The organism is Planococcus rifietoensis, assembly GCF_001465795.2.
Taxonomy (GTDB): Bacteria; Bacillota; Bacilli; order Bacillales_A; family Planococcaceae; genus Planococcus; species Planococcus rifietoensis.
The window spans coordinates 2,803,410-2,822,926 of record NZ_CP013659.2 but is presented as its reverse complement, the minus strand read 5'-3'; the positions used below and the strand labels follow the sequence as shown (position 1 = coordinate 2,822,926).

The following is a 19,517-nucleotide window of genomic DNA, read 5'->3' as shown; positions in this document are numbered from 1 at the left end:
GGCTTTGTTTAACTGTAGCGCGTTTAGCTGTTCGCTATCAAGCGGCACGTCGCAACCGGATTCATTTTCTGCTAACCGGCAGCCTTCACGGTGAGAACTTCATTGCCCGGGAAATAAAAACGAAGCGTTTCTCGTTGACGGGAACATTTGTAAATGGTAAATTAAATTACAGACAACAAGAGTCTTTAATGTCTGCGAAAGAAGTTGAGGAGGATGTGCGATGAAATATTCAAATGCTACGAACTACGCCTTGCATACGATGGTGCAGCTGATCCGGTTGCCTCGGGATGCGTCGATCGGCGTGCAGGAACTGGCGAAAGCCCAGCAGTTATCGCCGACTTATTTGTCGAAAATCTTGACCAAGCTGACAAAAGCCGGCTTGATCGAGTCGACGCCGGGCGCAAAAGGCGGCTACCGGCTGGCGCGCGGCGAGCGGGACATCTCGTTTTTCGATGTGATCCAGGCGATTGAAGGCGAGAGCCATCTATTCGACTGCACGCTCCATCGCCACGAAGGCTGCCTGATCCAGAAAGTCATGCGGGACGCTGAAGCCAATATGAAACAAGAACTCCAGGAACAGCTGTTAGTGGATATTGCCGAACAGGCAGGACAACACCAAGGAGGCGATGGGAAATGAACGATTCACTTGTAAACCAGGAAGCGCTGCTCGATTGTGCGATTATCGGCGGCGGGCCGGCGGGGCTCAACGCAGCGCTCGTGCTCGGCCGCTCACTGAAAAAGACCATGCTGTTCGATGACAACCAGCCGAGAAACCGCGTGACGCATGAATCGCACGGCTTTTTGACACGCGACGGCATCGATCCCCAGGAACTAAAACGATTGGCGCAACAAGAACTCACGCATTATCCAGATGTGCAAGTTAATACGAGCCGCGTCGCAACGGTCACGAAAGAACCAAAAGCTTTCCGCATCGAAACAGAAGGCGGGGAAGTATTCCAAGCGAGAAGAGTGATCCTCGCGACCGGATTCACGGAAACTTTGCCGGACATTCCGCGCGTCCAGGAGTTTTATGGCACAAGCCTGTTCAGCTGCCCGTTCTGCGACGGCTATGAAATGCGCGGCGAGCCCTTGGTCATCGTTTCGGAAAATGAAGCAGCGGGGCATCTCGCAAAAGTCGTCTCCAACTGGACGAACAATTTGATCATCGCGACAAATGGCAAAAAACACATCACGCCGACGGAGCAGAAAACGCTTGAGCATCACGGTGTCCTCGTCTACGAAGAACCGATCCGCTCACTGGACGGCGAAAACGGCAAGCTGCGCGCCATCACGTTTGAAGACGGCACGACGATCGAGCGCTCCGGCGGATTCGTTACAGCCGAGTGGCACCAGTCCACATCGATCGCGAAAGATTTGGGCTGCTACATCAACGAGCGCGGCGGCGTGGAGACCGACCCGATGCAGCGCACCAATGTTGAAGGGGTCTTTGCCTGCGGCGATATTTCCATGGGGCCCGCGCAATTGATCATCGCAGCGGGACAGGGAAGTCTGGCTGCCACCAGTGTTGTCGCTGCCTTCACGGAAGAACGATTCGGCGAATGAACCATGCAGAAAAGAGGGAGCCTATGCACAAGCACCATAACAAAATCGCCTATTTGGACGATCCGCAACGAAACGGCGGCCTGACAGCGGAAGCCTTGCTCGATCAGCTGCACATCCAAAAAAGCGACCGCATCCTTGATTTCGGGGCGGGCACCGGCCATTTCACCTTGCCGCTCGCACAGCGAATCGACGACACCGTCTATGCGCTCGACACCGATCCGGCGATGCTTGAGCTGATCAGCGCAAAAGCGCAAGGGGCGTCTATTGAAAATATCGAACTCGTAACCGGCGAATTAACAGACGCAGCGCTCGCTAAAGATTCACTCGACATCATCCTCGCATCGCTCGTCTTGCACGAAATCACGCCGCTCGGTCCGGTGCTCGACAATATGCACAGCGTATTGAAGACAGGCGGGCGCTTGATCGCCATCGAACTCGAACCGAAAACCGGCGGGCCCAAAGCGCCGCGCCTAACGTCTAGTGGCTTGGAACAGCAGCTCTCGGCAGCGGGATTTGAAGTGGTGGAGAAATTCTTCCCGGCACAATCCTTGTATGTGCTGGTGGCACAGAAATAAATCAAAAAAGGCTCTTCCTCAGCGGGAGAGCCTTTTTTCAATCGAAGGTTATCCTTGTTGCGCTTCCTCTTCCTGCGCTTTCCGGTAGGTTCGGCGGAACACGGCAAGCGTCACGATCACACCGATCCATAAAATCGGGCTCGTGAGCGACAAGCCGCTCGCGGATTCGCCGCCAAGAGCCGTCAGGACAAACAGCAACAGGAGCGGATAAATGACCGAAACGACCGGGAAGATGATCAAGAAATGCTTTTCTTTGTCCGGCTTCAAGCGCAGCGCGGACAACACGATCATGGCCGCCATAATCGCAAACAACAGCCACACCGGGATGCCGATTGCTTCGAGTGTACCCGGGAAATAATCGTTGATCAAAAGCAGCGACAGGTTGAGCAGGAGGACAACCGAGATGAGCCAATAGGTTTTCATGAAAAAAATCCTTTCTGTGATGCGCAGGTAAGTCCTTTCAGTGTAACAAAATATCCACTTTGGCAGGCATCTTTCATTTGCAGCGACTGTCCCAAAAATGATGGTGGATGTTTTATAATAAAGAAAACGACGGGGAGCGATGAACATGCCTGCTGAAAAGACATTGCGCATTTGCGATCACGGCCACCGGTATTACAAAAGCAGCGACTGTCCGACATGCCCGGTATGCAACGAGGAAAACAAGCCGCAACGCGGATTTCTCCGGGAGCTCAGTGCGCCGGCGAGAAACGCGCTGCTGGGGGAACAAATCGATACGCTTGAAAAACTGTCCAGTTATAGTGAAAAGGACATTCTGGCGCTTCACGGCGTCGGGCCCGCATCTTTGCCGGTTTTGAGGCGGCACCTGGCGCAAGCGGGATTGTCGTTCAAAAACTGATAGCGCATGAAAAAAGGCTCTCCCTGGTGGAAGAGCCTTTTTTCATCCAAACTTTAAGTATTCTCTGCTTTTTTCTCAGATGCCCGCATGTACTCGAGCCAGGAAATCCACAACGCCGCAGCGGCACCGATCCATAAGACCGGGCTCGTCAGCGAAATGCTGTTCTGGGATTCGCCGCCGAGCGCTGTCAAAACGACCATGACCAACAGCGGCACGCCGATCATCAATGCTGGAAAGATGATCATATAGCGCTTTTTTTCGCGGCGAGGTTTGACGGTGGCCCAGCTGCAGATAGCCATCAACACGATGACTACAAACAAGATCCACGTCGGAATCCCGAGTTCAGCGAGAGTACCTGGGAAATAATCGTTGATCAATAACAGAGACAAGTTCAGCAATAATACAGCAATAATAAGCCAATAGGTTTTCATCGTAAAAATCCTCTCCTAGCTGGCATATATTCGCCTTCCTTTCAGTCTAACAAAGATAGCTCGAGATAAAAGTAATTGAACTGAATCACTTGTCCGCTGTGAAGATTCAGTGACACCATAAGCTGGAAATGTAAAAAGCCCTCCGGTTAAAGAGAGCTCTTTTAGCGGAATCAGGAGGGTTCATCAGCTTGCTTGGATTCCTTTATATGCTGGCGCCAGTTAGACCATAAGAAAAGCAGTATGTAAAACCAGAGAAACGGGCTTGTCAGTGAAATTCCAGTCGAGGATTCCCCACCGATTGCCGGAAGCAGGACTACCAGGAAAACGGGAAAGATAATCAATAAACCGGTAGAGAAGATACGGAAGCGTTTCTCGATTTCCTGATTGTAAGTCATCAGATTGGTGAAGGCGACAATAGCCAGAACAATAAAAAGCGTCCACAGCGGAATGCCGAGCGCATCTAGCGTTCCTGGAAAAAAGTCGTTGACGAGCAGTAACGAAATATCGATCAGTAGGACGATTCCAGTCAACCAGTATATGATCACACGAACTCCCCTTTTCATGCATATGTTGTTCTGGAAGATACGCATGGCCATCAGGAAAGTTTCAGTATACACCAAATAAAATTCGCTTATTCAACTGCTGCGTTCCCGCGCATCCGCCAAATTCGCTGTCCAATCGGCGAAAATGATTTTCATCAGCTTGTCTGACGCTTCTTGCGGCGCCATCGCAAAGCCACCTTTGACCCAGGATGCCAAATAGCCGATCGTGCCCCAGCCCGCAAAGACGGCGAGGTCCTCATCGCCAAAGACGTGTTCAAGCTGGCCGGCAAAGCGGCTGGTGAGTTCATGGATGCGCCCGGCATCGGAAAATTCCTGGCGGTAGAACGAACGGTAGCGGAAGACATGCCGGCAGATCTTTAAGTTGATCGTCTCTGCATCGGACGGTTCGGCATAGATCTGCAAGAGCCGTCCATTCAATTGGCTGCGCACCGCGTCCATCAATTCGTATTTATCGGTAAAATGCAGGTAGAACGTGGAGCGGGAAATGCCGGCATAGGCGACGATGTCTTTGACTGACACTTCCTCGAAATCCTGTTCAGCAAGCAAGTGGATGAAGGTTTCGGTAATGGTTTGTTTCGCTGTTATCATTTATGTCACTCCATTAGACAATATCGTAGGAAATGTCTCGTGTTATTTACGGAAATTACGCTTACGCTAATTATAGTAGATAACAGGGGGAATTGCTCATGACGAAGGATGTTTATGTGATCACAGGCGGTTCAGAAGATCTGGCCATCGCATTGGCCCAGCACATCGGCCAAAAAGGTACGCTGCTGTTGGTGGATTCATGCGAAAAATGCCTCGAACTAGTAAAGCAGCAGCTTTTCCAACAAGGCATCACCGATGTCCACTGCGAAACGTCCGACCTGACATCGAAACGAGCGGTCGGAACGTTAGCGGAAAAAGCGTCAGAACTCGGAAGTTTGAGAGGGCTGGTGCATGCAGCTGGCTTATCGAACGCGAGCGATTCCAAGCGCAAGATGGCGGATAACGTCATCGGCATGAGCCACGTGCTCGAAGCGTTTTTGCCGCTTGCGAATGAAACGACGTCCGCCGTCATGGTGTCCTCGATGACCGCCTATATGGTGCCGCAAAACGGCCAGTATATGGACGCTTTAAAACAACAGCTCTCAGCCAACTTGGTTGAAACGCTCGACCAGTTCACGCAAGGAGATGCGGGAGCGGCCAACAGCATGTCGAAGCTCGCCGTCCAATTGATCGTCGAAGATCAGGCCTGGGTGTGGGGAGAAAAAGGCGCGCGGCTCAACTCGGTATCGCCCGGCATGATGAACGTGCCGGATGCTTACGAAGACATTCAGGCCATGCTTGACCACACGCCGCTGCGCCGGACGGCCGAACCGGGAGAAATCGCCTCTGCGATCGAGTTCCTGTTGAGCGATTCGGCTTCCTACATCACCGGCATCGACTTGCGCATCGACGGCGGCACCGTCGCTAATTATCCGCGAATGAAAACAGCGATGTCTCAAGAGAAGATGAAACGCTTTTAATACATAAACAACCGAACCCCGCTGACCAACAGCGGGGTTTTTGTATGAAGATTTTTTGGGATTATTAATAACAATTTTTCCAATAAATGTTACCATCAATGGAAAGCCTATTAATGTAAATGAAGGAGGAAACTAAATGACGCTTTTAGACGGCCTTGCCTATTCTCTGGAGGGAATTTTTTATTACCTTTCAGTGTTTGGAGAGTTGCTTCTCATAACAAGCTGCCTGGCGACAATCGTTTACATCACAACAAAAAACCAGTACATTTCCTATTTGGCAGCAGGTCCAATCTATTTTGCACTCTCCCATATCTTCTACCAAAGTTCGCAATTGTTCCTCGTCATTATCGCCATGTCGATTCAAGCGCTGGTCATCTTGTTTATTCAAAAAAAGGGCTTGCTTGGGAAATTGGCATCGAAAGCTGAAGCTCGGGAAGCAGATTAAACCATAAGAAATTCAGGGCGAGATATTTAGTCTTTAAGAACTTCAGATAAGCTTCACGAAATAAATGGGGAATTCGAAGAGAGGGATTAGATGAGTACAACGATCGCAGTTATCGCGGATGTCCACGGAAATAGCCGCGCTTTACTTTCAGTATTGGCAGAAATCGATCAGCAGCCTGAAGTGAAGCACATCTACTGTATAGGAGATATGGTCGGAATAGGGTACGAGACCAACGAAGTGCTGGAGATTTTGTTTTCCAGAAAAGACATTTCATTTGTTATCGGGAATCACGAAGAAGAATTGATTGCGATTTTGGAAGGAGAAGATGGCGAAAGCCAAGGCGGTGAAAAGCTTCATCACGAATGGTTGGCAAAACGATTCGATCACCGCCTGCTGCCTAAATTGAAAGCCATTCCGAAAGAAATAGTGGCTGAGCATGAGGGTCACAAGATATTGTTTACTCATTATCACATCGACGCCGAGCAGCGATTTCTTCCCATCGACGCTGAGCCGACTGCTGAAAAGCTGGATCAGCTTTATAAAGAATCACCGTTCGATTTGGTCTGTTTCGGGCATCATCATCCGGTGCATCACTTTTCTTCAGCACAACGAACTTACTTGAATCCGGGATCGCTTGGCTGTTATGACAAGCCGTCAGCCAGATATGCCATCATTGAATTAACGGCCAAAGAAATCAATGTCGCATTAAAGCAAGCTCCTTACGATAATCAAGATTTCCTCTTGGGATATGAACAATTGAATGTTCCTGAAAAAGAGTTCATATTAAAGGTTTTTCATGGAAAACAATCGCTAAATAAATTAAGTTGAGCGGCCCCGGGTTGTAAAAAAATCCAAGTGTAGGAAAGGCTTTTTTATCGACTATCACTCTTGCAAAAAGGAGGTGTGCCCATGTTTTGGCTGGAAATCGGATTGGTTATTCTAGGGATTGTCGTACTTAACACCCTAATGAATTTTGTGCTCAGAAAAATATTGAAAATCGAAAAAGAAAAGAAAGATTTTTTTTCGTCCTATTACGTCAATGAACGACATGAAAAAATCGACAAGTGGCTCAAAAGGCTATGGCTGCTCTTGAGTGTAATTATCATTTATTTAGTATTTATTCAGGAGTTCCCGATTCTTCTTTACCTCATGTTATTTATTGTTTTGATGGTATTGGACTCACTAGTCAGAGCCTATTTCCAATGGAAGCACTCCGACCAGCCGAAACAGGCCGTTTTGATACTGAGTGAGATGGCGGTTTGGATATCGGCAGTCACCTTGGTGATCTATTTCGACGTCTTTAACTTTTTAGCTTAAATTTCAGGCTTTTTGAAAGGAATGGAAAGATGATAGAAGAAAAGAAAGTGCAGTATTTCAACATAATTTTATGCAAAACTGGCATGTTATTGATTGGCTTAGGACTCATCCGAGCTTTCTCCATTTATCAGGACAAGTCCAGCTTCTTTCTAGGATTCTTTGGATACATATTGGTTTCCATTCATATTCAGTCACTTGAAAAAAGATGGGGAATCCCGAAAAAGCATACCTGGATCAGCACCGGCATCTTTTTGTTGCTCTTTGTACCTTTAGCGTATTGGCTCGCTTTTCCTAACTAAGCACCCATGAAATCAGGGGGGATATGGTCGATAGCAAAACGGTTGTGTTTCTAGCGCTTGGCTTCGCAGCGGGCATTTGCAGGGTCTATCTACTGCATACTGAAGTTTCTCGTCAAACAGTCCCGTTGTAATCAAAAGAATCGGTAGATAGATCCTCTAATTTAACACAGCGATTATTTTTATACGCAAAGAAAAGGAGAATATTATGAAATTAGTTTCGATGCTATATATATTCGGTAGCTTGATGATGCTCGCGGGCGCTTTTACGATCGGCATGTCAATGGCGTCTGATGGGATAGAGGAGCAAACTGTTCTATACGCAGTGTTTGCTGCATTGAACGGGTTGATAGCGATGGGAGTTGCTGAAATTTTAAAGACTGTCCGGCGCATAAACCTCAAATAAGTGGAGTCTAGACTGGGGTTTCTCGAGATAGAGAAATGCACACATATATTTGAACAGAAAGAGGCAAGCTTATGAACATCCACTATCAAAAATTCAGTTCTGAACCGCCCTATGGAATAGCAGAAGAAATCACCGCGCTGCACCGGCTGATTTTTGATGGGCCGGGACACTGGCTGGAGAAGCTCAACCGCCAGGAAACTGTATTGGTCTATGTGGCTTTAGTAGACAAATGCGTCGTAGGCTATAAAATCGGCTATGCCCTGGACGATCAGATTTTTTACAGTTGGCTTGGCGGCGTCCGTCCCGATTGCCGAAAGCTTGGAATCGCCTCCGAACTGATGCGCAGGCAGCACGAAGACTTAAAAGACATGGGCTACGAAATCGTCCGCACCAAGACGATGAACAAATGGCGCGGCATGCTGCTGCTGAATATCCAGACGGGTTTTGACGTCTTGAAGACGGAAGTCGATCCACGCAGCCAGTTGAAGATTGTGCTGGAGAAGAAGCTGCTTTCTTGAAGCGGTCGATCTAACGTATCCCCGTGCCCAAAGTAATAGGGGATATTTGACATGTGGTATCATAAGGAAAATCCGCAAAGCTTAGAGGCGGGAGTCTTGTCGCAAGTAGTAGTTGTGGATTGATAAGGCAACTATGCCTCAAATACCAGTTCTGAAATAAAACGCACATTTTCAATCTTACGGAGAATGGATATAATGAAGTCATTCTATCGAATCAGAGGTGTAAAACATGAAGTTGGATAATACCGATAAAAAAATTCTAGAGTTGTTGACGGTGAATGGCCGCACTTCATATGTGGATATCGGAAAAGAATTGAATCTGTCCCGTGTCGCCGTCCGGGAAAGAGTTCAAAACCTGATCGAGGCAGGCGTCATCGAGAAGTTTACCGTTGTGATCAACAGCGAAAAGGTTGGCAAGAAAGTTTCCGGATTCTTTGAAGTGGATTGCGAGCCGGGATCACTCGTCGAAGTGGCACAAGCCTTGGCAGACAACCCGCAAGTCGCCAGCTGCTATCAGATGACAGGGCCTTCCACCTTGCACATGCACGTTTTGGTGGATGACTTCATCGATCTGGAAAAGTTCATCAACGAAGAATTATATGCACTCGAAGGCATTACGCGAGTCGAAAGCCATATCCTGCTGCGAAGATTCAAAAGTAGAAATGGACTTAAACTGTAATAGCCACGAAAAATTAAAAAACCAGCACCCAATTTATTCTGCATCGCCCTCGTCTATTAGAAATTCGACGAGCGTGGAGCAGTTTATTTTTTTAGGGTGCTGGTTTTTATTTTGTGTACCGTAATGAAATGTCGCGATTTTCCAAATGAAAGAACAAAATGGATAAGAAATTACAATTAATCCGACATTGAGTAACTAAAAGTTTAATTTTTAGTGCTTAAAGAACCAAAATAACGATTTTTTATGTATTAATTGAAAATTCATATAGAATTTAATATTCGATTACTTTATACTGTAGAACATCAATATTTATTCTTTTGTTAATCAAAAAAGGATAAATGCTTTACTAATGTCTAGGAGGTGGGGGTTTGGTTTCACTTATTATCCAGCGAACATTGCAATTGGTGTTCTTATTGTTCGGCATATCGTTTCTTGTTTTTTCGTCCATGCATATAGCGCCCGGGAATCCGGCTGCTGTCATTGGCGGACCGACAGCCACTGCTTCCGATATTGAAGCGATTGAAGAAAATCTCGGGTTGAACGATCCGTTTCTGACGCAGTACGCCCGTTATGTAGGAAATGCCGTCCAAGGCGATTTCGGTTATTCCTATCAGACGACGCAGCCCGTGGCAGACGCGATCATGGTGCGCTTTCCCAATACATTGAAATTGGCTGTCGCGAGCATGATCGTCGCCGTGATTATCGGAATCATCACAGGCCTCATCTCAGCCTTGAGGCAAAATTCCTGGCTGGACGTTTCAGCGACCACGTTCGCACTGGCCGGCATCTCCATCCCGAACTTCTGGCTCGGGGCGTTATTGATCCTCGTATTTGCTGTGAATCTCCAATGGTTGCCGGTAGGGGGCATGTCGAGCCCTTGGTACACACTCGATGGCATCAAGGAATTGATCCTGCCGGCGATCACGTTAGGGACAGGATCGGCTGCGATGATTGCGCGCATGGCGAGGTCTTCGATGCTTGAAGTCATCCGCGCCGATTACGTCAGAACGGCACGTGCCAAAGGCGTGAAAGAAAAGAACGTTATTTGGATCCACACATTGAAAAACGCAATGATCCCGATTATTACGATCATCGGGTTGAACTTCGGCTTCTTGCTCGGCGGAACGATTATCACCGAAAAGGTATTCGCCATCAACGGCGTCGGGCGGCTGATGATCGATGCCATTGCAGCCCGCGATTTCCCGATGGTGCAAGGCTCAGTTCTGTTGGTCGCGACATTGTTCGTACTCGTCAATTTGCTGGTCGATATCATCTACACCTATATCGACCCGAGAATCAAATATGACTAAGAAAGGAGGAGGATCATGGCAACTGTCGAGTCGGTAAAAACGAAAGACAAAAAGCGCGAAAAATACATTGTCACCACAATGAAGCGCTTGTTTAAAAATAAATTGGCGATTGTTGGCTTAGTCATCGTCATCTTGCAGATCATCTTAGCGCTATTTGCGCCGTTTATGACAGCGCATGACCCAGCAGCCCAAAACTTGGCGAACCGTGAACTGCCGGTGTTCAGTGACGGGCATTGGCTCGGGACCGACAATTACGGACGCGACGTGTGGAGCCGGATCGTCTTCGGCGCCAGAATCTCATTGGTGGTCGGCATCACCGCCGTATCGCTCGGATTGATTGGCGGAACAATCCTTGGACTCTTGGCAGGCTATTACCGGAAACTGGATGCGATCATCATGAGATTCGTCGACTTGTTGTTCTCATTCCCGGGAATCTTGCTGGCGATGCTGATCATTGCAATTCTTGGCACAAGCCTTGTGAATGTCGCGATCGCCATCAGCATCTGGTCGATTCCGACTTGTGCGCGTATCGTCCGCGGCTCGGTTCTTTCCATTAAAGAGAAAGAATACATCATGGCGATGCGCTCGATGGGAGCGTCGGATCTGCGCATCATGATCCGCCATATTTTGCCGAATGCTTCAGCACCCATCATCGTGTTTGCGACGATGCGTATGGCCACAGCCATTCTTTCCACGGCAGCACTTAGTTATTTAGGGCTCGGCGCACAGCCTCCGACACCGGAATGGGGCGCCATGATTTCGCAGGGGCAGGATTTTATGTGGTCAGCGCCTCATTTGACCATCGTGCCCGGCATTGCGATCATGCTGACGGTTTTTGCTTTTAATGTACTCGGTGATGGGTTGCGCGATGCGCTCGATCCGAACATGGATTTACAAGAATAACAAAATAGGGGGAATCATTTATGAAAAAATACTGGCTCGTACTACTGGCGTTCTTCGGCATCCTGGTGTTAAGCGCTTGTTCAGAAAGCACCATTCCTGAAGGCGCAGAAGGATCAGGCGGCGATTCATCAGGAGGATCAAGTGATGTCGACCAAGAAATCATCTACGCTTCCACAACTGATGCGGTAGGGCTTTCGCCGATTATGACCAATGATTCGGTCTCTTCAAGTGTTACAGAACAAGTATATGAAAAACTATTCGTCAGAAATCCTGAAACGATGGAAATCGAGCCGATGCTCGCAGAATCCTACGAAACACCAGACGATCTGACATGGGTTATTACCTTGAAAGAAGGCATTGAGTTCCAAGACGGCACACCGTTCAATGCGGAAGCCGTGAAATACACATTCGATAAGCTGCGCGACCCAGAAACAGCTGCGCCGCGGGCTTCCCTGTTGGAGCCGGTCGATGAAATTACAGTAGTCGATGAAAACACTGTGGAAATCAAAACGAAATATCCATACGGCCCGCTATTGGCCGCTTTATCCCACTCAAATGCAGCGATCGTCAGCCCGACTGCTGACCAGGAGCAAGATTTGATGCAAGAACCAGTGGGCACAGGCCCATTCAAATTCTCAAGCTGGGCAACTGGTGACCAAGTCGTGCTTGAGAAAAACGAAGATTATTGGGGCGGTGCACCGGAACTCGACCGCGTCGTCTTCAAAGTAGTCCCTGAAACGTCAACCGCGATCTCTATGTTGCAGACAGGCGAAGTCAACTTCCTCGATGCGTTGCCGACAGAACAGATTTCACGTATCGAATCGATTGATAATGTAGAAGTAACGAAACAAGACGGCACACCAGTTTATTATTTGACGTTCAATCATTCAAAAGACCGCAACCAAGATCCGGACTTCCGTAAAGCGGTAGCAAGTGCGATCGACCGTGATGCGTTCGTTGCCAACTTAAACGATTTGGGTGTCAGAAGCGACAGCATCCTCGGGCCGCAAGTATTCGGCTACGATGAATCTGCGGATGACGCAGGAACACCTTATGATCCTGAAATGGCGAAGCAATTGGTGGAAGAAAACGGCTATGGCGACGAGCCGATCAAATTGCTTTCCGCCAACCGCGACAACTTCATCTTGATGGCAGAAATCGTCCAGTCCCAATTGACGGAAGCTGGATTCACTGTCGAAATTGAAACGATGGAATGGGCGACTTTCCTGGATACTGCACGCAGTGGAGAGTATGACCTGACATTCTTGAGCTGGTCGAATGTAACAGGCGACGGTTCTGAAATGTTGTACCCGAACTTCCATTCAGATAACATCGGCGCTTCCAACCGTGCGCAATACAACAATCCGGAATTCGACGAATTGGTCGAAGCCTCCCGCACGACGATCGACCAGGAAGAACGCCAATCGATTTTGAACGAAGCGAACCAATTGATGCTCGCTGAAGATGCAGCGATTGTCATGTATCACGGGGTCGTGACATCAGCGACAGATCAATCGATCCAAGGTTTGCAAATGGATCCGAACGGACAATGGAGCTTGTATAACGTAACGAGAGAGTAGGGGAAATATGACACACGCATTGCTTGAAGTGAAAAACTTGGTGACATCGTTCCGCACTTCCGGCGGGACCGTGCAAGCCGTCAAAGACGTTTCATTTCATGTCCATAAAGGAGAAACGCTGTGCATCGTCGGGGAATCGGGCTGCGGAAAAAGCATCACCTCGTTATCGGTCATGCGCTTGCTTCCTTCTAATGGCGAAATCGAAAGCGGCGAAATCCTGTTGGACAACGAACCGCTTCAACAGCTGTCGGCAGACCAAATGCGCAAGCTTCGCGGCAACCGGATGTCGATGATTTTCCAAGAGCCGATGACAGCGCTGAATCCGGTATTGACCATCGGCTATCAGTTGCGTGAACCGTTGATGCTGCATAAAGGCGTTTCGAAAAAAGATGCATCGCAGCAGGGCATCGAATTATTGAGACAGGTGGGGATCCCGAATCCTGAAAAACGGCTGAACCAGTACCCGCATGAATTGAGCGGCGGCATGCGCCAGCGCGTGATGATCGCGATGTCGCTCGCCTGCAACCCGAGCCTATTGATTGCGGATGAGCCGACGACGGCGCTTGATGTCACGATACAGGCGCAGATTTTAGATTTGATCAATGACTTGAAAAAGGATTTCGATATGGGCGTTATGATGATCACCCATGACATGGGCGTCGTCGCTGAAGTCGCCGACCGCGTCATGGTCATGTATGCCGGCAAGAAAATCGAAGAAGGGCCGGTCGAAGAGATTTTCGAGAATCCGCAGCACCCGTATACACGCGGCTTGCTGAACTCGGTCCCGAACGTGGACGATCCGGATTTCGAACTCGAACCGATTCCTGGCAATATGCCGGGATTGGATGAACAGATTACAGGATGCCGCTTCCATCCGCGTTGCCCGTTCGCGACCGACAAGTGCAGAGCGGAAGTGCCGCCGGAAATCACGGTGTCAGACGGCCACTTTGCCAGTTGCTGGTATGCCGAGAAAAAGGGGGTGGAACTAGATGAACACAGCAGAGACCTTGCCGCCAAAACCTGAAATCCTGTTGGAGCTGCACAATGTGAAGAAATACTTTCCGATCAAAAGCGGCGTCTTGAAGCGAGTCACCGGGAACGTCAAAGCGGTGGAATCGGTGTCGCTAAAATTGTATAAAGGCGAAAGCCTCGGCGTTGTCGGCGAGTCCGGCTGCGGAAAGTCTACACTCGGGCGCACGATCCTCGGCCTGGAAGACCTGACCGACGGCAAAATCCAGTTTGATCAGCAAGAAATACAGGACCTGAAAAAGAAAGAAAAAAAGAAGTTCGTCAAGGAAATGCAGATGATCTTCCAGGATCCTTACGCTTCACTGAATCCGCGTCAGCGCGTCGGGCACGCGTTGGACGAAGTATTCCGCATGCATACCGATATGTCAGCGCAGGAACGCAAAACCGCCGTCATGGATTTGCTGACGGAAGTCGGCTTGAAAGCAGAACATTACGACCGCTACCCGCACGAATTCAGCGGCGGGCAGCGCCAGCGTATCGGCATCGCGAGAGCCATCGCACTCAACCCGCAGTTCATCATCTGTGACGAAGCGGTATCAGCGTTGGATGTATCGGTACAAGCGCAAGTGCTTAAGCTGTTGAAAACACTGCAGGATAAATACAATCTGTCTTACCTGTTCATCTCGCACGACCTCGGAGTGGTCCGCTATTTCTGCGACCGCGTGCTAGTTATGTACCTAGGGAACACAGTGGAAATGGGCGATGTTTCGAGCATCTTCAAAAACCCCTTGCACCCATACACGCAAGCCTTGTTGTCTGCGATTCCAAGGCCAACCGTCAAAGCGAAAAAAGAACGTGTCCGCTTGGTCGGGGAAATGCCCAACCCGGCAAATCCGCCGACAGGCTGCCCGTTCCATACACGCTGCCCGATCGCACAGGAGGTGTGCAAAGTCGACAAGCCTGAATTTATCGAACACCGGGAAAATCATTTTGCAGCATGTCATTTTCCGGGATAAACGAAAAGCCGATTGCAGGGAATTCCCCGCAATCGGCTTTTCTAATGCTCTTATTTAATAGATCAATACACTTTATCGCCGTTAAAAATCGAATTCTTGACGATGACATAATCCACTTGGCGGATGGCGAGCAAGTGGTTGCCGCCCGCGTAGGAAATCGCCGACTGCAGATCCTGTTCCATCTCGGTCAAAGTATCTTTCATCGAGCCTTTGAATTCCACATACATTTTCTTGCCTTCAACGTTTTTCTTTTCGCCTTTTTGGAACTCAGACGCTGAACCGAAGTATTCCTTCAAGAGCTTGCCGTCCTGTTCGACGGTTTGCCCCGGGGATTCTTCGTGACCTGCGAACAATGAGCCAATCATCACCATCGACGCGCCGAAACGCACTGATTTCGCGATATCGCCATGAGTCCGGATGCCGCCGTCTGCGATGATCGGTTTACTGGCAGCTTTCGCGCATAAACGCAGCGCGGCCAATTGCCAGCCGCCTGTACCGAAACCGGTCTTGATCTTCGTGATGCATACCTTGCCTGGCCCGATGCCCACTTTCGTCGCATCTGCGCCTGCATTTTCCAGCTCGCGCACCGCTTCCGGTGTCCCGACGTTTCCGGCGATGACGAAGCTTTCTGGAAGAGATTTTTTGATGTGGCCGATCATGTCGATCACTGCATTCGAATGGCCATGCGCCACATCGATCGTGATGTATTCCGGCGTCACGCCAGCATCCACTAGCTGCTGGACGAACTCGTATTCTTCCGGTTTGACCCCGACGCTGATCGAGGCATAAAGGCCTTGCTCTTGCATGTCTTTCGCGAACGCCAAGCGTTTTTCCGGCTCGAAACGGTGCATGATGTAGAAGTAATTATTTTCAGCCAGAAATTTGGCGATCTTTTCATCGACGATTGTCTGCATATTGGCCGGCACGACCGGTAGTTTAAACGTGCGCCCGCCAAACTCTATGGATGTGTCACATTCTGAACGGCTATTTACCACTGCTTTTGCAGGAACTAACTGTATGTCTTCGTAATCAAATACATTTTCCATTAATTACACCCCTAAACACGAATATTATTAGATAGAACGAATATGATTGTTCGTCCATGTGATAATTTACTCCATTTAATGGGGAATGTCAAAAGTTCTTTGCTTGGAGCGCAAAACTTTCTATCAGCTTTCTTTTTCTGCTATCACACTACTTCGCGTGGGATGTTGTAATGAACTTTTCACTCGCTTCAGCTGGGCGACAATAATCACCGAGATGATGACGAGCAAAAACCACGAGCTAATTTTGCCGATATGGACGAGCGACCAGGCCGCTTCCTGGTTCGGGTATTGCCACGCGCCAAAGAAGGTTGTGATGTTTTCCGCGATCCAGATGAAGAATCCGATCAACAGGAACGACAAGATCAGCGGCATCTTAAAGATTTTCTCATCGATGCGAAACGTCACGATTGTGCGGAAGAAAATCAGTACCAATAATAGCTTCAGCCCCCAGCGGATGTCGTAGGTGAAATGATGCGTGAAAAAGTTCGCGTAGATTAAGACGCTGATGGCGATGCTGTAGAAAGACTTCGGCCATCCATACATCTGCAAGTCGAAGCGCCGCCACGCCTGGCAAATATAGCTCGCGACGCTGGCGTACATGAATCCGCTATAGAGTGGCACGCCGAAAAACTTGCTACAGGCTTCTTCAGGATACGCCCACGAGCCCATATGGACCTTGTACAATTCCAGGCCAAGCCCGATTGCGTGGAACACCAAAATGACTTTAAACTCATCCCAAGTCTCCAGTTTGGACGTAAGCATGAACACTTGCGCGAGTATGCACACCAGCAAAATAAAATCATAACGGGGCAGATAAGGAATCTCGATGTATTTCGACAAAGCGAGTGCCGCGAATATGATGACGGGAAAAATGCAGCAAAGTGCTTGCCTGTATCCGAACAGCCAAAACGTTTTCATTACACAGCGCCTCCTGGAAGTAGAGTTTTAAAAATGGACGTTGTGGGTGGGTGGAAGTTGCCGAGGGGAAGGTAGAGGAGGAAAATCGACAAAATCATGAAGATGCTAAAAAACCTTAGTTCCGGGAACTAAAGTTTTTTGGTTTTGATTCAACTATTCGATTAGTTAAGTGCTTGTATTAGAATGTTAGTATATGAACTTAAGTAATGTATTTGATTGAGGAGGGGTTTGTTGAAATCAATAAAATTAATGTTACTAGGCATCTCATTTATGATTCTTGGCGGAATTCTTGTGTTGGATACGGCTACTAGCATCGGAGGAATTGAATACATAATCGTGCTGTTAGGTCTTATAGTTTCTATTATAGGATTCCTTAAAGACGATGCTGTATCTTAACTCATTTTCTTTAACTTAGTGAAATTAAGAAGCAAATGACTGATAGCTGCCGATTGGGAAAAGATAGGGAAGAACCTTGAAAATTGAGAAGTCTCAAAAACCCCTTGGTCTGGGAACCGAGGGGTTTTTTCCGTTTAGCCCAACGGATCAATCAGTAATATTATCCAAGTTTGATGCGAAACATCACTTTTAACTGATAAAACACGATGTTTGACCATTAAAAATCACGTGATGTAAAAGCAGGTGAGTAAAAATAGTTCTTTAATGAATATGGAATAATTTTCTAATAAATGGTAATATAAGAAAAATCTCAGCTGGAGCTTGTTAAAATGCAAAGTGTTCTTATTTTTTATAATGATAGATGTAATTATTATCGATAATGGGCTTTTTAAATTGATGCTTTGCTTGAACGAGAAGTGGGGCCATTTCTTTCTTCAACTAACATAACGATTGGAGTTGTACGATGGACTGTATCATTTGCGGGGAACAAGTAGTAAATGAAAATAACCGGTTGCAAAAGAAAGTGAAAGATTATTTAAGAACCACCAGCGAATTAGATGTAAAGCATCTGTGGATTAAACAATGGAAAATTTGTTATGGCTGTAGTGAATCGTATACGAATGACTATCTTGTAAATAACTCTGGAGTTCTACAAAAAATCGAAGAGCAAAAACAGCGCAAGAAACAACTAGTAAAAGCTAAAAGAAAACAAGGGCCATCTGGAGTAGCACGAGCTCATTACATTGAGAGATATATGGATTATGCTACGTGTAAAGCGGAAGAAAATGGTCGATATATAGCTAAACCAGCTCGCTTAATAAATAGTCAACAATACGATGAGGCGTATATTACCTATGTGAAAAGCAGCGCATCTACCGCTGTGTTGATTGTGCGAGACATGGCAGAGGATATAGACACAAAAGGGAAATGGATTGATGTAAGACATTTGGAGAAACGATTTTTGTCTCATGATGAGGGGGATTTTTCTTTTATCATTGCAGAATTGTTTTCTAGAAAACAAAAGCCAATTTATCCGAAGAAAATGGCAGTAGAGACCGATTCGGAGTACAAAAATCGGATAGCGTACATCACCTGGCAAACCGCAACAGCTGATATAGATCAACAACGAACTCAAGGGATAAAAGGTGATGTGTATATTGTGTTGCCTAGTTTGAGAAACGAACATGAGGGCATGTATGATAAGCATTATATCGCATGGGATGATAAGCGCCGTCACTTCAAGCGCATTAGAGAAAGTGATCAATATGTAAGTATTATAAAGCCAGCGAGATGGAGATATGACATCGTTGCTGCCAAAAAAATAAATCATCAACAGCTGCGTTATATTGAGAAAAACCTGAGTAAAATTATTAGTAAAACCCATAAGAAAAGGGCTGTTACTCTTGCCGCATTCAGCCCGCAAAACCCGCAAAAGAAAAAAGAGTCTACACCAAAAGAAAAAGGGGGCTAAAGGAGAAAGGAAAAACGAAAACTGATCCGCGTCTCGTTTCATAGACAGTTTATAAAAAGGTGCACCACAGTTAGGCTGGGCGCCTCTTGTTTAAACTCGACCGCATCTTTAAAATGGCCAAAAATGAGGTCAATTTCATTTTCTTCACGCGTTGTGGATATTTAGGACGGAAATAGTAAAAGCCATGATCGGAATGCATCATGGCTTTTCGAGGGACATTTTCATTTAACGTTTCCTTCAGTTAAATAAGAGCAGCTAGCTATTCGCTGGCTGCTCTTTTAAGGCTGCTATTCTCATGATTTCACCTAAGTTATAACCTATCCAAGCCCCCGCAAACGGGAAGGCGAAGTCAGACAAATTCCGATGGGAGGAATCCAAATCCGTATTAAAGGCCAACGCGGTTATGCCGATACCCAAAACTGTGTATAGAACAATTTCAATTATTTTATTGCGCTTCCATTTCTTCTCTCCCCAGCACTTTCGATCGAATGCCCGAACGCGCCTCGTATTCTTTGTCCCGATGATCGTTCCTGTTACCAAGGTATATAAGCTGAGAATGGTCAATATTAAGAGAAATATGACGAGTACCCAGGTTACGAATAAAATTTTTCCGTTCCCCAATAAATAACTAAGCAACAAGAAAGTCACCAGCATTAAGAGGTTACCCCAGAGCAATTGCATCTTCTTTAACTTTTTTATTTCTTTTATCTCCTGTTGTGCTTCCTCCACTGTATCCGCCCTTTCCATT

At 47.4% G+C, this 19,517-nt stretch carries 25 protein-coding genes; 18 read left to right on the top strand and 7 right to left on the bottom strand.

Features of this window, described 5'->3' with window-relative positions; translation table 11 throughout:
• Positions 1-220 precede the first annotated feature (220 nt).
• From AUC31_RS13945 to AUC31_RS13935, 3 genes are read left to right on the top strand one after another with little or no spacing between them, the layout of a single operon-like run.
• Positions 221-637, top strand: a complete 417-nt coding sequence (locus tag AUC31_RS13945) for an Rrf2 family transcriptional regulator (RefSeq protein WP_058382606.1) — start codon at positions 221-223, stop codon at positions 635-637.
• A complete protein-coding gene (locus AUC31_RS13940; protein WP_058382607.1) occupies positions 634-1,563 on the top strand; it encodes an NAD(P)/FAD-dependent oxidoreductase in 930 nt (309 codons plus the stop codon). Before AUC31_RS13945 ends, AUC31_RS13940 begins: the two co-directional genes overlap by 4 nt.
• 23 nt (positions 1,564-1,586) lie before the next feature.
• Positions 1,587-2,138: a class I SAM-dependent methyltransferase gene (locus tag AUC31_RS13935; RefSeq protein ID WP_058382608.1), complete on the top strand. Its 552-nt coding sequence runs from the start codon at positions 1,587-1,589 to the stop codon at positions 2,136-2,138.
• A 48-nt stretch (positions 2,139-2,186) separates the two neighbouring features.
• On the opposite strand, the gene AUC31_RS13930 is transcribed toward AUC31_RS13935, so the two are convergent.
• The gene (locus AUC31_RS13930; RefSeq protein WP_058382609.1) at positions 2,187-2,561 is read right to left on the bottom strand and encodes a hypothetical protein; all 375 of its coding nucleotides are present in this window, start codon (positions 2,559-2,561) and stop codon (positions 2,187-2,189) included.
• A 145-nt stretch (positions 2,562-2,706) separates the two neighbouring features.
• Between AUC31_RS13930 and AUC31_RS13925 the strand changes: the two genes are divergently transcribed.
• On the top strand, positions 2,707-2,997 hold the full coding sequence (locus tag AUC31_RS13925; protein WP_058382610.1) for an RNA polymerase alpha subunit C-terminal domain-containing protein: 291 nt from the start codon (positions 2,707-2,709) through the stop codon (positions 2,995-2,997).
• Between the two features lie 53 nt (positions 2,998-3,050).
• Here the strand turns inward: AUC31_RS13925 and AUC31_RS13920 are convergent, their stop codons facing one another.
• From AUC31_RS13920 to AUC31_RS13910, 3 genes are all read right to left on the bottom strand, one after another.
• Entirely contained in the window at positions 3,051-3,428 is a 378-nt protein-coding gene (locus AUC31_RS13920; protein WP_058382611.1) for a hypothetical protein, read from the bottom strand.
• 170 nt (positions 3,429-3,598) lie between these two features.
• Positions 3,599-3,973, bottom strand: coding sequence for a hypothetical protein (locus tag AUC31_RS13915; RefSeq protein WP_058382612.1), 375 nt, complete (start codon positions 3,971-3,973; stop codon positions 3,599-3,601).
• A 90-nt stretch (positions 3,974-4,063) separates the two neighbouring features.
• Positions 4,064-4,579 carry a TetR/AcrR family transcriptional regulator gene (locus tag AUC31_RS13910; protein ID WP_058382613.1) on the bottom strand — a complete coding sequence of 172 codons (516 nt, stop codon included), beginning with the start codon at positions 4,577-4,579 and terminating at the stop codon, positions 4,064-4,066.
• 98 nt (positions 4,580-4,677) lie between these two features.
• Between AUC31_RS13910 and AUC31_RS13905 the strand changes: the two genes are divergently transcribed.
• The 12 genes from AUC31_RS13905 (at position 4,678) to AUC31_RS13845 (ending at position 14,938) form a co-directional block, all read left to right on the top strand.
• Entirely contained in the window at positions 4,678-5,499 is an 822-nt protein-coding gene (locus AUC31_RS13905) for an SDR family oxidoreductase (RefSeq protein WP_058382614.1), read from the top strand.
• A 136-nt stretch (positions 5,500-5,635) separates the two neighbouring features.
• Positions 5,636-5,944, top strand: coding sequence for a hypothetical protein (locus tag AUC31_RS13900; protein WP_058382615.1), 309 nt, complete (start codon positions 5,636-5,638; stop codon positions 5,942-5,944).
• Between the two features lie 90 nt (positions 5,945-6,034).
• Positions 6,035-6,772, top strand: coding sequence for a metallophosphoesterase family protein (locus tag AUC31_RS13895; RefSeq protein ID WP_058382616.1), 738 nt, complete (start codon positions 6,035-6,037; stop codon positions 6,770-6,772).
• 81 nt (positions 6,773-6,853) lie between these two features.
• Positions 6,854-7,261: a DUF4181 domain-containing protein gene (locus AUC31_RS13890; protein ID WP_058382617.1), complete on the top strand. Its 408-nt coding sequence runs from the start codon at positions 6,854-6,856 to the stop codon at positions 7,259-7,261.
• Positions 7,262-7,765: 504 nt separating this feature from the next.
• A complete protein-coding gene (locus AUC31_RS13880) occupies positions 7,766-7,963 on the top strand; it encodes a hypothetical protein (protein WP_058382619.1) in 198 nt (65 codons plus the stop codon).
• A gap of 71 nt (positions 7,964-8,034) precedes the next feature.
• Positions 8,035-8,481, top strand: coding sequence for a GNAT family N-acetyltransferase (locus AUC31_RS13875; protein ID WP_058382620.1), 447 nt, complete (start codon positions 8,035-8,037; stop codon positions 8,479-8,481).
• A 229-nt stretch (positions 8,482-8,710) separates the two neighbouring features.
• Positions 8,711-9,160 carry an Lrp/AsnC family transcriptional regulator gene (locus AUC31_RS13870; RefSeq protein ID WP_058382621.1) on the top strand — a complete coding sequence of 150 codons (450 nt, stop codon included), beginning with the start codon at positions 8,711-8,713 and terminating at the stop codon, positions 9,158-9,160.
• Positions 9,161-9,528: 368 nt separating this feature from the next.
• Positions 9,529-10,470 (top strand): nickel ABC transporter permease, encoded by a 942-nt coding sequence (gene nikB, locus AUC31_RS13865; protein WP_058382622.1) that lies wholly within the window; start codon positions 9,529-9,531, stop codon positions 10,468-10,470.
• 15 nt (positions 10,471-10,485) lie between these two features.
• Complete coding sequence (locus tag AUC31_RS13860) at positions 10,486-11,373, top strand: ABC transporter permease (protein WP_058382623.1); 888 nt, start codon at positions 10,486-10,488, stop codon at positions 11,371-11,373.
• Positions 11,374-11,393: 20 nt separating this feature from the next.
• A complete protein-coding gene (locus AUC31_RS13855; RefSeq protein ID WP_058382624.1) occupies positions 11,394-12,953 on the top strand; it encodes a glutathione ABC transporter substrate-binding protein in 1,560 nt (519 codons plus the stop codon).
• Positions 12,954-12,960: 7 nt separating this feature from the next.
• On the top strand, positions 12,961-13,977 hold the full coding sequence (locus tag AUC31_RS13850) for an ABC transporter ATP-binding protein (RefSeq protein ID WP_058382625.1): 1,017 nt from the start codon (positions 12,961-12,963) through the stop codon (positions 13,975-13,977).
• Positions 13,943-14,938, top strand: a complete 996-nt coding sequence (locus AUC31_RS13845) for an ABC transporter ATP-binding protein (RefSeq protein ID WP_058382626.1) — start codon at positions 13,943-13,945, stop codon at positions 14,936-14,938. Before AUC31_RS13850 ends, AUC31_RS13845 begins: the two co-directional genes overlap by 35 nt.
• A gap of 62 nt (positions 14,939-15,000) precedes the next feature.
• Here the strand turns inward: AUC31_RS13845 and guaC are convergent, their stop codons facing one another.
• Positions 15,001-15,984 carry a GMP reductase gene (gene guaC / locus AUC31_RS13840; RefSeq protein WP_058382627.1) on the bottom strand — a complete coding sequence of 328 codons (984 nt, stop codon included), beginning with the start codon at positions 15,982-15,984 and terminating at the stop codon, positions 15,001-15,003.
• Between the two features lie 123 nt (positions 15,985-16,107).
• Positions 16,108-16,902 (bottom strand): DUF817 domain-containing protein, encoded by a 795-nt coding sequence (locus AUC31_RS13835; protein WP_058382628.1) that lies wholly within the window; start codon positions 16,900-16,902, stop codon positions 16,108-16,110.
• Positions 16,903-17,133: 231 nt separating this feature from the next.
• On the opposite strand from AUC31_RS13835, the gene AUC31_RS17765 reads away from it, so the two are divergent.
• Positions 17,134-17,298, top strand: a complete 165-nt coding sequence (locus AUC31_RS17765; RefSeq protein ID WP_157073504.1) for a hypothetical protein — start codon at positions 17,134-17,136, stop codon at positions 17,296-17,298.
• A gap of 463 nt (positions 17,299-17,761) precedes the next feature.
• Complete coding sequence (locus AUC31_RS13830; RefSeq protein WP_058382629.1) at positions 17,762-18,769, top strand: hypothetical protein; 1,008 nt, start codon at positions 17,762-17,764, stop codon at positions 18,767-18,769.
• A 255-nt stretch (positions 18,770-19,024) separates the two neighbouring features.
• Here AUC31_RS13830 and AUC31_RS13825 read toward each other — a convergent pair whose 3' ends face one another.
• On the bottom strand, positions 19,025-19,498 hold the full coding sequence (locus AUC31_RS13825; protein ID WP_157073503.1) for a hypothetical protein: 474 nt from the start codon (positions 19,496-19,498) through the stop codon (positions 19,025-19,027).
• Positions 19,499-19,517 lie beyond the last annotated feature (19 nt).